The 11,839-nt window shown below is 61.1% G+C and carries 11 protein-coding genes; 7 read left to right on the top strand and 4 right to left on the bottom strand.

Translation table 11 applies throughout. The features are described 5' to 3' along the window. Positions 1 to 44 precede the first annotated feature (44 nt). Positions 45 to 1,658, top strand: coding sequence for a hypothetical protein (locus NZ585_04040; GenBank protein MCS7079206.1), 1,614 nt, complete (start codon positions 45 to 47; stop codon positions 1,656 to 1,658). 488 nt (positions 1,659 to 2,146) lie between these two features. Here NZ585_04040 and NZ585_04035 read toward each other — a convergent pair whose 3' ends face one another. Further along, entirely contained in the window at positions 2,147 to 3,292 is a 1,146-nt protein-coding gene (locus NZ585_04035; GenBank protein ID MCS7079205.1) for an acyl-CoA dehydrogenase, read from the bottom strand. A 153-nt stretch (positions 3,293 to 3,445) separates the two neighbouring features. Between NZ585_04035 and NZ585_04030 the strand changes: the two genes are divergently transcribed. Then, on the top strand, positions 3,446 to 4,900 hold the full coding sequence (locus tag NZ585_04030; GenBank protein ID MCS7079204.1) for an anion permease: 1,455 nt from the start codon (positions 3,446 to 3,448) through the stop codon (positions 4,898 to 4,900). 29 nt (positions 4,901 to 4,929) lie between these two features. Here NZ585_04030 and NZ585_04025 read toward each other — a convergent pair whose 3' ends face one another. Then, positions 4,930 to 6,777 carry a bifunctional homocysteine S-methyltransferase/methylenetetrahydrofolate reductase gene (locus NZ585_04025; GenBank protein ID MCS7079203.1) on the bottom strand — a complete coding sequence of 616 codons (1,848 nt, stop codon included), beginning with the start codon at positions 6,775 to 6,777 and terminating at the stop codon, positions 4,930 to 4,932. A gap of 219 nt (positions 6,778 to 6,996) precedes the next feature. On the opposite strand from NZ585_04025, the gene NZ585_04020 reads away from it, so the two are divergent. The 5 genes from NZ585_04020 to NZ585_04000 all read left to right on the top strand — a co-directional run bounded on the left by NZ585_04020 (position 6,997) and on the right by NZ585_04000 (position 10,649). Further along, on the top strand, positions 6,997 to 7,863 hold the full coding sequence (locus NZ585_04020) for an exonuclease domain-containing protein (GenBank protein MCS7079202.1): 867 nt from the start codon (positions 6,997 to 6,999) through the stop codon (positions 7,861 to 7,863). Next, positions 7,844 to 8,365, top strand: a complete 522-nt coding sequence (locus NZ585_04015) for a tetratricopeptide repeat protein (protein MCS7079201.1) — start codon at positions 7,844 to 7,846, stop codon at positions 8,363 to 8,365. The genes NZ585_04020 and NZ585_04015 overlap by 20 nt, the downstream gene beginning before the upstream one ends. Positions 8,366 to 8,454: 89 nt before the next feature. Then, a complete protein-coding gene (locus NZ585_04010) occupies positions 8,455 to 9,387 on the top strand; it encodes an ABC transporter permease (GenBank protein ID MCS7079200.1) in 933 nt (310 codons plus the stop codon). Between the two features lie 56 nt (positions 9,388 to 9,443). Beyond that, positions 9,444 to 9,734, top strand: coding sequence for a hypothetical protein (locus NZ585_04005; protein MCS7079199.1), 291 nt, complete (start codon positions 9,444 to 9,446; stop codon positions 9,732 to 9,734). 48 nt (positions 9,735 to 9,782) lie between these two features. Next, positions 9,783 to 10,649 carry a glucose 1-dehydrogenase gene (locus tag NZ585_04000; GenBank protein ID MCS7079198.1) on the top strand — a complete coding sequence of 289 codons (867 nt, stop codon included), beginning with the start codon at positions 9,783 to 9,785 and terminating at the stop codon, positions 10,647 to 10,649. 7 nt (positions 10,650 to 10,656) lie between these two features. Here NZ585_04000 and NZ585_03995 read toward each other — a convergent pair whose 3' ends face one another. Next, positions 10,657 to 10,983, bottom strand: coding sequence for a rhodanese-like domain-containing protein (locus NZ585_03995; protein MCS7079197.1), 327 nt, complete (start codon positions 10,981 to 10,983; stop codon positions 10,657 to 10,659). A gap of 7 nt (positions 10,984 to 10,990) precedes the next feature. After that, positions 10,991 to 11,743 (bottom strand): succinate dehydrogenase iron-sulfur subunit, encoded by a 753-nt coding sequence (sdhB, locus tag NZ585_03990; GenBank protein ID MCS7079196.1) that lies wholly within the window; start codon positions 11,741 to 11,743, stop codon positions 10,991 to 10,993. Between the last annotated feature and the right edge of the window lie 96 nt (positions 11,744 to 11,839).

The following is an 11,839-nucleotide window of genomic DNA, read 5'->3' as shown; positions in this document are numbered from 1 at the left end:
CAACGCCGATTTCGTCGTCTCCTCATGTTGTCAACGTTTTTCTTGTGAAGGCTCTTTCGCTATGGCTCGCGACGGGACTGTTTTTGCTGGTCGGCGCGGTGTATGTGCTGACGAGTCCCGGTCGCATAGACATCATTGACGGGCAGTGCCGCTTTGAAGTGGCGCGCAGCCTCGTCGAAGTTGGAAAGCCCACCCTCCGCGACCCAATGCTTGTCTGGATCGGGGTACGCGGGCGCGATGGAAGGCTCTACAGTCACTACGGCGTCGCGGCGTCAGCCTTGGGCGCGCCGTTGGTAGCGCTGGGCAAGTTGGGCGACGATTGGAAAGGGGAACGGCAGCGGTTTTTGTTTTCGCTCACGTCAGCGCTGGTCGCCGCCGGGTTGGCCGTTGTCCTGCTTTACTTTTTGCTGGATTTGGGCGTCACGCCGGGAAGGGCGGTGCTTTGGACGCTCGTCAACGCCTTCGCCACGCTGACCTTCATCGGGGCGACGACGACGTTTGACAACGTACAGCAGGCGTTTTTTGTCCTGTGCGCCGCTTGGTGCGCCTATCGCAGTGCCCGGCGGCGGTCGGTCGGCTACGCCGTTGTGGGCGGTCTTTGCGCCGGTTGGCTCGTGAACTTCGTCGAACACCTAGTTTTGCTCTGGCCGTTTCTGGCGCTGATGTGCTCACGGGTGAGCGTAACCCCGCCGCCGCTGGTTGGAGACCTGCGCCCCTGGTTGGCGCAGCTCTGGACGGCGTTTTGGAAAACAACCACTGGGCGAGCGTCGCTGCAACGGATTGCGGCGTTCAGTGTCGGCTGTAGCGCCGGCCTCCTCCTGTTTGGTTTTTACAACGTGCTGCGCTTTGGCCACCCGCTCGACACCGGCAAGTTCAACATTCCAGGACATCCATCGTTTTTGGGGAATCCGCTCTACGGCATACCGGGACTGCTCATTAGCCCCGGCAAGGGCGTTATGTGGTACAGCCCACCAATTCTGCTGGCGCTCTTTGGCTACGCTGGATTGCGCGCCAAAGCGCCGATGACGGCGCGCATGATGCTGGCGGCGTCGGTCACATTGGTCGCCTTTCTGGGGTGCATTTCGTTTTACGGCGGCGATTGGTGCTGGGGGCCGCGCTACTTGTTGCCAGTTCTGCCGTTGTGGGCGCTGACGTTCGCCTTCCTACCACAACGGACGCTACTGAACTGGACGGCCGCCGTCATTGTCGCAGCTGGCGTCGGTGTACAGGCGCTAGGCCTGAGCCTTGACCACCAGCGGTTCTTTCTAGAGCGGTGTCTGCCGCCGCACTTCTGGGCGACCGATCCGGGGTTCAACTTTCGGGAAAGCGCGCTGCTGGCGCGTCCCTTTGAGCTGCTTGACCCGGTAAACCCGTCGGCCCGTGACTTGGCGTGCTGGTTTCGACCCGGTCCCTACGACGACGCCAACACGTACTGCCTGTTTGGCCTCGCCCCGGAACGGGCGGATGATTCGCCGCTATGGGCGCTCAACTTCGAAGTGTTTTACGTTGGGCGGCCGTGGGTCATCTGGATGCCGCGCCAGCCGCGCGAGCGGCAGCCGATTCCTATCCGCTGGTGGTTGTTTGGAACGCTTACGGCCGGAGCCGTCGGCGGAGGATTACTGGCTTACGGCTTGCGGCGATGCAGGGACGCCCTGTGAACTAATCGCTCCGCCGGCATATTCGGGGTGTCATTTTGACCCAGCCTGCCACGAAATCGAAGTGAGCTATGCTTCCCTCTGACGGACAGTACAAATGGGCGCGAGAGGTTCACTTTCCGGCCAACGCGGTTGCGGACAAAGGTTTGGAGCGGTTTTCGAGCAGGTATAGCGCCATACCCAGCATGGTGGCGGCCAGCGGCCAGACGCCTTCCGACCCCGCGAAGCGGATGACAAGGTGGCCATCCCCGTATGTGGCGGGAGCCAACTGGCGACCAGTTCGCTCCCACCAAGGGGTTGGCGGGTCGCCGCCGCTGCCCGACGCCTACGCCAGAGTATGGCCCTACCTCCTCTCCTTTGGAAACTTACCCTCGTGCTTTCCTAGAACGAGAAGTCAACAGACCGCCGTTTGAGGCACGGCGGCATTCCACTGCATCCCAAACGGCAAGGCGTTTCACCGCGACTACCACTGCGCCCAAGCGGAGAGCGCCCTAATGATGCCGCAGAATCTCGCGCGCGATGACAAGCCGCTGAATCTCCGACGTGCCTTCGCCAATCGTACAGAGCTTGGCGTCGCGCCAGAACTTCTCCACTGGGTAGTCTTTCGTATACCCGTAGCCGCCATGAATCTGGATGGCTTCTTCAGCGACTTTGACGGCAACCTCTGAAGCGTAAAGCTTCGCCATCGCTGATTCGCGTGTCGTCCGTTTACCGGCGTCCTTGAGCACCGCCGCGCGCCAGGTCAGTAGCCGCGCAGCTTCGATCTGGGTCGCCATATCGGCTAGCTTCCACTGTGTCGCCTGAAACTCGGCGATTGGACGCCCAAAAGCGTGCCGTTCCTTGGCATAGCGCAGCGCCGCCTCGTACGCCCCCTGCGCAATCCCGACCGAGAGCGCCGCAATCGAGATGCGTCCACCGTCGAGAATCTTTAGGGCGTCCACAAAACCCTCGTTTTCTTGTCCGAGCAGATTTTCAGCCGGAACCTGCATGTCCACAAACGCCAAGCTGGCCGTATCGGAAGCGCGCATCCCCAGCTTGTTTTCCTTCTTGCCGCGTATGAAACCCGGCGTATCGGTTGGCACAATGAACGCCGAGATGCCATGCGTTCCCTTTGAGCGGTCGGTGCTGGCTAGTACGACGCAGGTGTCCGCGTAGCTGGCATGCGTAATGAAGTTCTTGCTGCCGTTGAGGACAAAGTAGCCGTTGCGCCGTACAGCCGTTGTGGCCAAGCCGGCTGCGTCGCTGCCGGAGCCGGGTTCGGTCAGTGCCCATGCGCTCAGCTTCTCGCCGCGCGCCAGCGGCGCTACATAGGTCTGCCGTTGGGCTTCCGTCCCAGCCATGAAAATGTGGTTTGTGCCAAGGGAGTTGTGGGCGGCGACGCCCAGCGCTACCGAGGGGTCTACGCGCGCCAACTCTTCGATGATGGTCACGTATTCGACATACCCTAGCCCGGCTCCGCCATAGGCTTCAGGAATGATGACGCCCATCAGCCCCATTTCGGCCAGCTTGGGTTGCAGTTCGAGTGGAAATTGCTGGGGTTCGTCCCATGTCATGACACGGGGCGCGATTTCAGCTTCGGCAAACTCACGAACTGAGAACTTAATGCGGATCTGTTCTTCAGTGAGGTCAATCTGCATAGACGCTGCTCCTGACCGCCGAAAGACGGCGAGAACAATTTGGACGCCCGGCCGAACCGCCTCGCACAGGCTCGGCGCTATAAAAGAACCTTATTCAACGATAAGCTAAAAATATCACTACGGCCAACGCCGACAATCCGCAGGAAGCTCTCCATGACGCAACATTTCACAGGTTCCAAACTCCTGCGCGGGCTTGCGCCGCTCGGCGTCGGAATTGCCGCTTGGGCCTTATGTCCAACCGATCTTGCCGCCAATGCGCGTCCGCTTACGGGGATTTTCGCTGCCGTCATCGCCGGTCTCATTCTGCAACCGGCGGCGGGCGGGCTGGTGGTCTTGTTGGGCGTCATCGCGGCGACGGCGACCGGCGCGCTGCCGCCCAAGTCGGCGCTGGCCGGCTACGGTGACCCAACGGTATGGTTGGTTTTAGCCGCCTGTCTGATGGCGCGCGCTATGACGCGCACCGGCTTCGGACGCCGACTGGCCTTTCAGTTCATCCGCCTAATGGGTCGGCGGACGCTGGGGTTGGGCTACGCGCTGGTCGCCGCCGACGTGGTTTTGGCCGCCGCCATCCCCTCCAACGGCGCGCGGGCGGGCGGCGTGCTGTTTCCGATTGTGAAGAGCGTCGCCGAAGCGTATGAGTCCCGTCCCGGCGCGACGGCCCGACGCTTAGGCGCGTTTCTGGTCGTCATGGTCTACCAGTGCGAAGTTATTGCCTGCGCCCTCTTCCTGACCGGACAGGCGTCGAACGTCCTCATCGCCAAGCTCGCCAAAACGACCGTTAATGTGGAGTTAACCTACGGCAGCTGGTTTGCCGGCGGCGTTGTCCCAGCGTTGACGTCACTGGTTATCGTCCCGCTGCTGCTTTACCGGCTGTTTCCACCGGAGATTACCCAGACGCCGGATGCGCCGCGTCTGGCGCAGGCGGAACTTGAGCGGCTGGGGCCGACGAGTTGGGACGAGCGGCTGTTAGCCGGCGTGTTTGTTTTCGTCATCGTGCTGTGGCTAACATCCGGCATTCCCAACGCGGACGTGTGGCTGCGCAGTCTTGGCTTGGAAGGACTGCTCAACTACGCCGTTGTCGCCCTGTTGGGCGTCGGCGTGCTGTTGCTGACCGGTGTGCTGACGTGGGAAGACGTAACAGGCGAACGCTTTGCGTGGGATGTTTTCCTGTGGTATGGCGGCTTGGTTCGGTTGGCGGAAGCTCTTGGTGAAACAGGGTTGACCGAGCGGTTTGCGCAGGCGGTCGCCGGTCAAGCGGCTGGCTGGGCGTGGCCCGCCGCTGGCTTGGTGTTGGTCGCCGCGTACTTCTACGCCCACTACGCCTTTGCAAGCATCACCGCACATGCAACGGCAATGTACGTACCGTTTCTCGTGGTCTTGCTCGCCGCCGGAGCGCCGGCGTTATTGGCGGCTTTTGTGCTGGCTTACGCCTCAAACCTATGCGCCGGCCTAACCCACTACGGGACGACCCCTGCACCGATTTACTTCGCCGCCGGTTACGTCGGTCAGCGGACATGGTGGCGGCTGGGATTGGTGACGTCGCTGGCGAATTTAGCCGTCTGGCTGACGATTGGCGTTTTCTGGCTGCGACTGCTGCGGTACTGGTAAGCCTGCGGCTGCGCGCCGTAGCAGACAACTTACAGGACGGAGAACACTTCCAGCGCATAGGCGACGCGCCCGAATGGCGCGCTGACCTGAACGCCCTGCACAAGGTCGCGCACTTCGGCCAGCATTTCGCGGGCGATAGCCAAGCCTTCGCGTTGCCCCGCCTCCGGCGAAGCATTGGCGCGGCGCATCCGTTCGAGAATGTCCGGCGACACAACGACGCCCGGCACTTCGTTGCTGAGAAATTCCGCGTTCCGGTAGCTCGTCAGCGGCCAGATGCCGGCGATGATGGGAATGCGACAGTGCTCAATCCGTTTGAGAAACGCGCGAAACATCGCTACGTCGAAGATCGGCTGCGTGATGGCAAACTCCGCCCCGGCTTCAACTTTGTATTCAAACCGGCGGATTTCGTAATCCAAATCCACAGCGCAGGGATTGACGCCGACGCCGATGAAGTAGGACGTTGGCTGCCCGATGGCGTTTCCACCCAAGTCAAGGCCCATGTTGAGCCGTTTGACCATGTTGGTCAGACCGATGGAGTCAATGTCAAAGACGGCGGTGGCGTCTGGGTAAGGACCCATTTTAGGCGGGTCCCCGGTGATGAGGAGAATGTTGCGCAAACCCAGCCCGGCCGCGCCCAGCAGATCGGAGGTCATCCCCAGTAGATTGCGGTCGCGGCAACAGTAGTGCGTCACAGTTTCAATGCCGACCCGCTGCTCGATGATGACCGAAGTGGCGATGGCGCTCATGCGGGATTGCGCGCGCGGGCCGTCAGGCACATTGACGGCGTCCACACCCGCTTCTTTGAGCAGCCGGACGCCTTCCAACATTTTGGTTGGGTCACAGCCGCGTGGTGGAACGATTTCGACGCTGGTGACGAACTCTCCGCGAGCAATCTTGCGCGCAAAGCGCGATTTTTCTTCGGTCGGCGTGATGCGGACGTCGGGGAGTTTGGTTTCGGCGACTTGGATAACCGGCTCCAGGCGTTTGGCTGGCGACAGCGCTCGGACGGCGGCCTTGAGGGTTTTGATGTGTTCGGGCGTCGTCCCGCAGCAACCGCCGATGAGTCGGACGCCTGTCTGAATGAGCCGCCGCGCATATTTTGCCATGTACTCTGGTGAACACAGGTAAATCTTGCGTCCGTGGAGGTCCTGGGGCAGGCCGGCGTTGGGTTGTGCGGAGAGGGGCTTGTCGGTGAGCGCCGCCATGCGCTCAATAGCTTCGAGCATTGGTTTGGGACCGACACTGCAGTTGAGGCCGATGGCGTCCGCGCCCCATTCGTCGAGCCGCCGGGTAAAAACTTCCGGCGCCGTTCCGTAACCGGTCGTTCCATCTTCGCCTACGGTCATCTGGGCGACCACGGGAAGGTCGGGCGACAGTTCCCGGACGGCCGCCAGCGCCTGCCGAATCTCGGTTAGGTCGGTGAAGGTTTCGAGTACGATGAGGTCTACGCCGCCGTCCAGCAAGGCTTCAGCTTGCTCGCGGAAAAACGCCTTAGCTTCATCAAACGAGGTTGGACCCCACGGCTCAATGCGGATGCCAAGCGGCCCGATAGAGCCGGCGACATACACCTGCGGCCCCACCGCTTCCCGCGCCAGCTTCGCCGCCTTGTAGTTGATTTCCTGAACGCGGTCTTGAAACCCGTAAGCCTCAAGCTTCGGCCGATTCGCGCCAAAGGTGTTGGTCTGGACGATTTCCGCGCCGGCCTTGACGTACTCGCGGTGGATTTCCTGCACGAGCGAGGGGTTGGAAAGCGAAATTTCGTCGTAGCAGCGGTTGACGTACACGCCTCTGGCGTAGAGCATCGTCCCCATGGCGCCGTCGAAGACATGGATGCCGCCGGCGGCAAGGAGTTCACGGAAAGGTTTGAGAGCCTTCATGGACGGTGGTTGCTTGGGCTGGACGCAAACTTCTGGACGCAAACTTTCGGTTCGGGCCGGAAAGGGCTGATTGTCGAGGAATACGGGCTGCGATGCAACTCGCCGGGGAAGCGGTTGGCGCGGTGCAGGCGCTGAGGCCCGGTGGACGCTGTTGGCGCTTTTGAAAAGCTTTTGGTTCCCCACGCCGCCGCCGGAAACGGCGCGCAAAGCAGAGCGACGATGGGCGCTTCTACGATTCTCCACCAACTTCGCATGCGGTTGGCGACAGCGTGCGGTCCAGTTTCACTCACAACGCTGGGGCGCGATCTCCTCAAAGCGCCGTGGGCGTCGCCGGAGCAAATCCGCCGGATTTTGCAACCTTTGCTTGCGCAAATCCCCGAAGCCGTTCTCGGCGACGACAACTGTCTGCGTTGGCGTCCGTCGTCGCCGGCGGAGAACTTCGCGTCTGCGCTGCTGACCGAAGCCCGCTTCGCCGTGGTTGATGTGGAAACGACGGGGCGCAGCGCGCAGCGGGGGCGGGTTACTGAAGTCGCCTGTGTCACGATTGAGCGCGGACGGATTACCGAGACCTTCACGAGCCTGATTAATCCCGGTGAACCGATTCCGCCGGCTATCAGCGCCTTGACCGGCATTACGGACGCCATGGTCGCCGCCGCCCCGCCTTTTGCGGCGGTGGCGTTCGACATACGGGAGCGTCTCAGCGCAGCAGTGGTGGTCGCCCACAACGCAGCCTTTGACCGCCGTTTTCTCACCGCTGAGTTGACGCGCGCCGATGAGACCTTTGTCTGGACAGCGCCGACGCTGTGTACGGTGCAACTTGCGCGCCGCCTTGCGCCCGGTCTAGACAGCTACCGATTGGACGCCGTCACGGATTACTTTCGGATTCCGAATGTGGCCCGCCACCGCGCATCGGGAGACGCCCTTGCGACCGCTAAGGTTTTCCTGCGATTGTTGGAACGGCTGATTGAGCAGGACATCTTAACCGTTGAAGCTGCGGCCGCGCTTATGACAAAAGGGCGGCGTACACATCGGCGACGACTTCAGCTTACCGGTGAGGATGAACACCATGAACGACGCGCGGGATGACTTTGAGCGCCCTGAGACGACCGACGATGTGGCTGAGCGAGAAGCTGCCTATTACTTTCAGGCGGCGTATCGGCGGCAGATGGAAGGCAAGCTTGAAGAGGCCATTCAACTGTACGAACGCTCGATTGCGCTTTACCCGACGGCGGAAGCCCACACCTTTCTCGGTTGGACGTACAGCTTTTTGGGCGACCTGGACCGTGCGATTGCGGAGTGTCTGCGCGCAATTGAACTCGACCCGGAGTTTGGCAATCCCTACAACGACATTGGCGCATATTTGATCGAGCGGGGCGATCCGCTGTCGGCGACGTTGTGGCTCAAGCGCGCGATGAAGGCTAAACGGTACGAGTGTTATTTCTACCCGCACTTCAACTACGGCCGGGTGCTTGAGTTTCAGGGGCGCTGGATGGACGCAATGCGGGAGTACAGTATTGCGCTGGCGTACTACCCGGAGTACACCGCCGCCAAAAAGGCCATCCGTCGGCTTCAGTGCCGGCTCAACTAACAGACTGAACCCATACCCTTCTGGCGGCGACTCTGGTCGCCGCTGTGCCGTCTGTGCCGGTGTCGCTTGTCCTGACATTTCTCAAACGGATGGCGGTCGTCATTCCCGTGATGTGGGCCGTCGTCACGCTGGTGTTTTTGTTGATTCACCTTGTACCCGGTGACCCGGTCGTGATGTACCTTGGCGACAGTGCGCGCCCGGAGGACATCCAGGCCCTCCGCCATAAACACGGCCTCGATTTACCGCTGTGGCGACAGTACGTTCGTCTGTGGATCGGGGCGTCCACGCCGGACGGCGCTGACAAACATCGCGGTATCTTGCGCGGCGACTTAGGCGAAACCTTCAGCGGTAAGAACGTCATGCAGGAACTGCTCAAGCGTTACCCAACGACGCTTAAGCTCGCCATCGCCGCCATCCTCGTGGCGGTCGTCGTCGCCATCCCGCTCGGTGTTGCAGCGGCGGTTTTCCGTGGGCGATGGCTTGATACGGTGATTTCCGTTGCGTCGCTAGGCGGCGTCGCGCTGCCCAACTTCGTCATCGGGCCGTTGGCGATCTTGCTCTTCGCCGTGTACCTTGACTGGCTGCCGGTCTCCGGCAGCGACGGCGTGGAACACTTTATCCTACCGGCGACCACGCTTGGCCTTGCCATGGCCGCCATCCTGACCCGCCTTGTCCGCTCCAGTTTCCTTGAAGAGTTGGGTGAGGATTACGTCCGTACGGCGCGCGCCAAGGGACTACCGGAGCGCGTCGTGCTGTTCAAACACGTTCTCAAAAACAGCCTCATCCCGGTCGTTACCATCATCGGCTTGCAGTTTGGGATTGTGCTCACTGGCGCAATCGTGACGGAAACCATTTTTTCTTTGCCGGGCGTCGGCGACCTGACGGTGCGCGCCATCAATGAGCGTGAGTACAACCAAGTACAGGCAAACATCTTGGCCATCGCGCTGACATATGTCACCGTCAATACGCTGACGGACTTGCTCTACCGTCTGCTTGACCCACGCATTGCAACGGATCGTTAGTCCGGTTCGGCTTTTTGTCCCGCCGGTCGTCTTGTTCTTGCAGGAGGAATCACACCGTGGAAGAGGAAAGCCCATCGCGTCTGCGGAGTGGTAATGCGCGGCGTCCGGCGTCCGGGGAAGTACCGCGCTCCAACCGTCCCAACATCACACCGGCTGCGCCCGTTGAAGACGACGCCCTGCCGCCGCCCGATTTGGCGACGCCGATGGCCAGTCGCCTGCGCAGCCTACGGGAGTCGCGCCCGCCGGAATCGTTCCAGGAGCCAGCCGCTATTCCCGAATTCAACCAGCCTTTCAACATCCCCACACCGTCGCTGTGGGAACGCATCAAGCGTTTCTTCGGCGGATAACCCCCTTTCTGAGCGTATTTTTTTTTCAAGCGCAATGGAGTCATCCCAATGGGCAAACTTGACGGAAAAGTCGCCGTCGTCACTGGAGCAGCGAGCGGCATCGGCGAAGCGACGGCGCGGCTGTTTCATGCTGAAGGTGCCAAGGTCGTTTTGAGTGACATTCAGGATGAGCGGGGAGCAGACATTGCCGCCGAACTCGGCGACCGCGCCGCCTATTGCCATGCCGACGTTACGCGGGAAGAAGAGATTGCGGCGCTGGTGGATTTCGCCGTATCGCACTTTGGCGCACTCGATGTCATGTTCAACAACGCCGGCGCACAGGGCGTTTCCGCACCCATCGCCGAAACGCCCGTCGCCGGGTTTGATCAGACGGTGGCGCTGCTGCTGCGCAGCGTCTTTTTGGGGATGAAGCACGCTGCGCGCGTGATGGCACCGCGTCGCACGGGCGGCATCATCAGTACAGCCAGCGTCGCTGGACTGCGCACCGGTCACGCGCCGCACATCTACAGCGCATGCAAAGCAGCCGTCATTCATCTAACCCGTTCCGTGGCGATGGAGCTCGCTGAACAGGGCATTCGCGTCAACTGCGTCTGTCCGGGCTTCATCGCCACCGGTATCTTCGGCAACGCTTTCGGGCTGCCACCGGAGACCTCACGCGCCCTGGCGCCGTTGATGGCCCCGATGCAAGTGAACGCCCAACCTCTGCGCCATGCCGGTCAACCCATAGACATTGCCCAGGCTGTCCTCTGGCTGGCAAGCGACGATGCGCGCTTCGTCACAGGCCACGCGCTGGTGGTGGACGGCGGCCTCATCGCCGGGCGATCATGGACGGAATATCAACGTTTGCGTGAGTTCCTTACGCAAGGCGTCCGGGCGGCGCTAGAGCAAACGAAAACCGCCGCGCCGGGCGCATAGGGCCTGTTCAGTAAAGTGGGACCGTTGGGTCAACTTCGCGCGACCAAGCGTCAATCCCGCCGACAAGGTTGACCAGCCGCGTGAAGCCCTTGCTGCGAAGGTAAGCGCAGGCGTGCATGCTCCGAATCCCATGGTGGCAATAGACGACGTACTCCTGCGTCGGATCAAGTTTCTGCGCCCAATCCGGCAGTTCACTCATTGGATGCAGCCGGCTGCCGGGAATCCGGTTGAACTCATACTCCCACGCTTCCCGTACGTCGAGCAGGTTGACGGATTCGCCGGCGGCAAGACGTTGCGCCAACTCGGTCGCCGTAATCTGCTGAATGTCCGTCATAGCCGCCTCAGGGATTGAGCCACCCAAACAAGCCATAGAGCGTCGTCTGACGCCCCAGATCGGCGATGGACTCGGTCAGTGGAATATTTTTCGGACAGGCTTTGACGCAGTTTTGCGCGTTGCCGCAATCCGTAATGCCACCTTCGCCCATGATGGCTTCCAACCGTTCGTCGCGGTTGAGCTTGCCGGTCGGATGCAGGTTCATCAACCGTACTTGATTGAGCACCGCCGGGCCAATGAACGCTGACCGCTCGTTATACTGCGGACACACCTCCATACACACGGCGCAGGACATGCAGGTGGAGAGTTTGTAACGAATCTCCGTGGTTTTCTGATCCAGCCGCGGCCCCGGCCCCATAGCGTATGTACCATCAATTGGAATCCACGCCTTGACTTTCTTGAGGTCGTTGAACAGCCGGGAGCGGTCAACCTGTAGGTCGCGGACGACCGGAAATTTCGTCAGCGGCTCTAGCGTAATGGGACCGGCTTCGAGTTTATCCACCAACGTACTGCATGCCTGTCGGGCTTTGCCGTTGATGACCATTGAACACGCGCCGCACACATGCTCCAAACAGCAGCACTCCCACACCACCGGCGTTGTCGCCTGACCGGACGCTGTAACCGGATTTTTTTGAATCTCCATCAAACAACTGATGATGTTCATGTTGGGCCGGTACGGCAGGGCGAACTCCTCCCAGCGCGCCGGCTTGTCGGGAGCGTCCTTGCGTTTGATTTTGAGAACAATCTTTTCACGGGTCATAGCGCCATCTCCATCCGGGGGCAGCGTTGATATTGAAATTGCATCTTCTTCCAAAGGGAGGCGTTGAGCAGCCGCCATCATTGGCGGCCGTAGGCT

It is taken from the genome of Chloracidobacterium sp., from assembly GCA_025057975.1.
In the GTDB taxonomy this organism is placed as follows: Bacteria; Acidobacteriota; Blastocatellia; order Chloracidobacteriales; family Chloracidobacteriaceae; genus Chloracidobacterium.
This window is presented reverse-complemented; position numbering and strand designations above follow the sequence as displayed.

Excerpts from the sequence above, each read along its gene's own strand:
- NZ585_04035 (MCS7079205.1), bottom strand. The coding sequence starts at position 3,292 with ATGCAGATTGACCTCACTGAAGAACAGATCCGCATTAAGTTCTCAGTT.
- NZ585_04030 (MCS7079204.1), top strand. The coding sequence starts at position 3,446 with ATGACGCAACATTTCACAGGTTCCAAACTCCTGCGCGGGCTTGCGCCG.
- NZ585_04025 (MCS7079203.1), bottom strand. The coding sequence starts at position 6,777 with ATGAAGGCTCTCAAACCTTTCCGTGAACTCCTTGCCGCCGGCGGCATC.
- NZ585_04020 (MCS7079202.1), top strand. The coding sequence starts at position 6,997 with ATGGGCGCTTCTACGATTCTCCACCAACTTCGCATGCGGTTGGCGACA.
- NZ585_04015 (MCS7079201.1), top strand. The coding sequence starts at position 7,844 with ATGAACGACGCGCGGGATGACTTTGAGCGCCCTGAGACGACCGACGAT.
- NZ585_04010 (MCS7079200.1), top strand. The coding sequence starts at position 8,455 with ATGGCGGTCGTCATTCCCGTGATGTGGGCCGTCGTCACGCTGGTGTTT.
- NZ585_04000 (MCS7079198.1), top strand. The coding sequence starts at position 9,783 with ATGGGCAAACTTGACGGAAAAGTCGCCGTCGTCACTGGAGCAGCGAGC.
- NZ585_03995 (MCS7079197.1), bottom strand. The coding sequence starts at position 10,983 with ATGACGGACATTCAGCAGATTACGGCGACCGAGTTGGCGCAACGTCTT.
- sdhB (MCS7079196.1), bottom strand. The coding sequence starts at position 11,743 with ATGACCCGTGAAAAGATTGTTCTCAAAATCAAACGCAAGGACGCTCCC.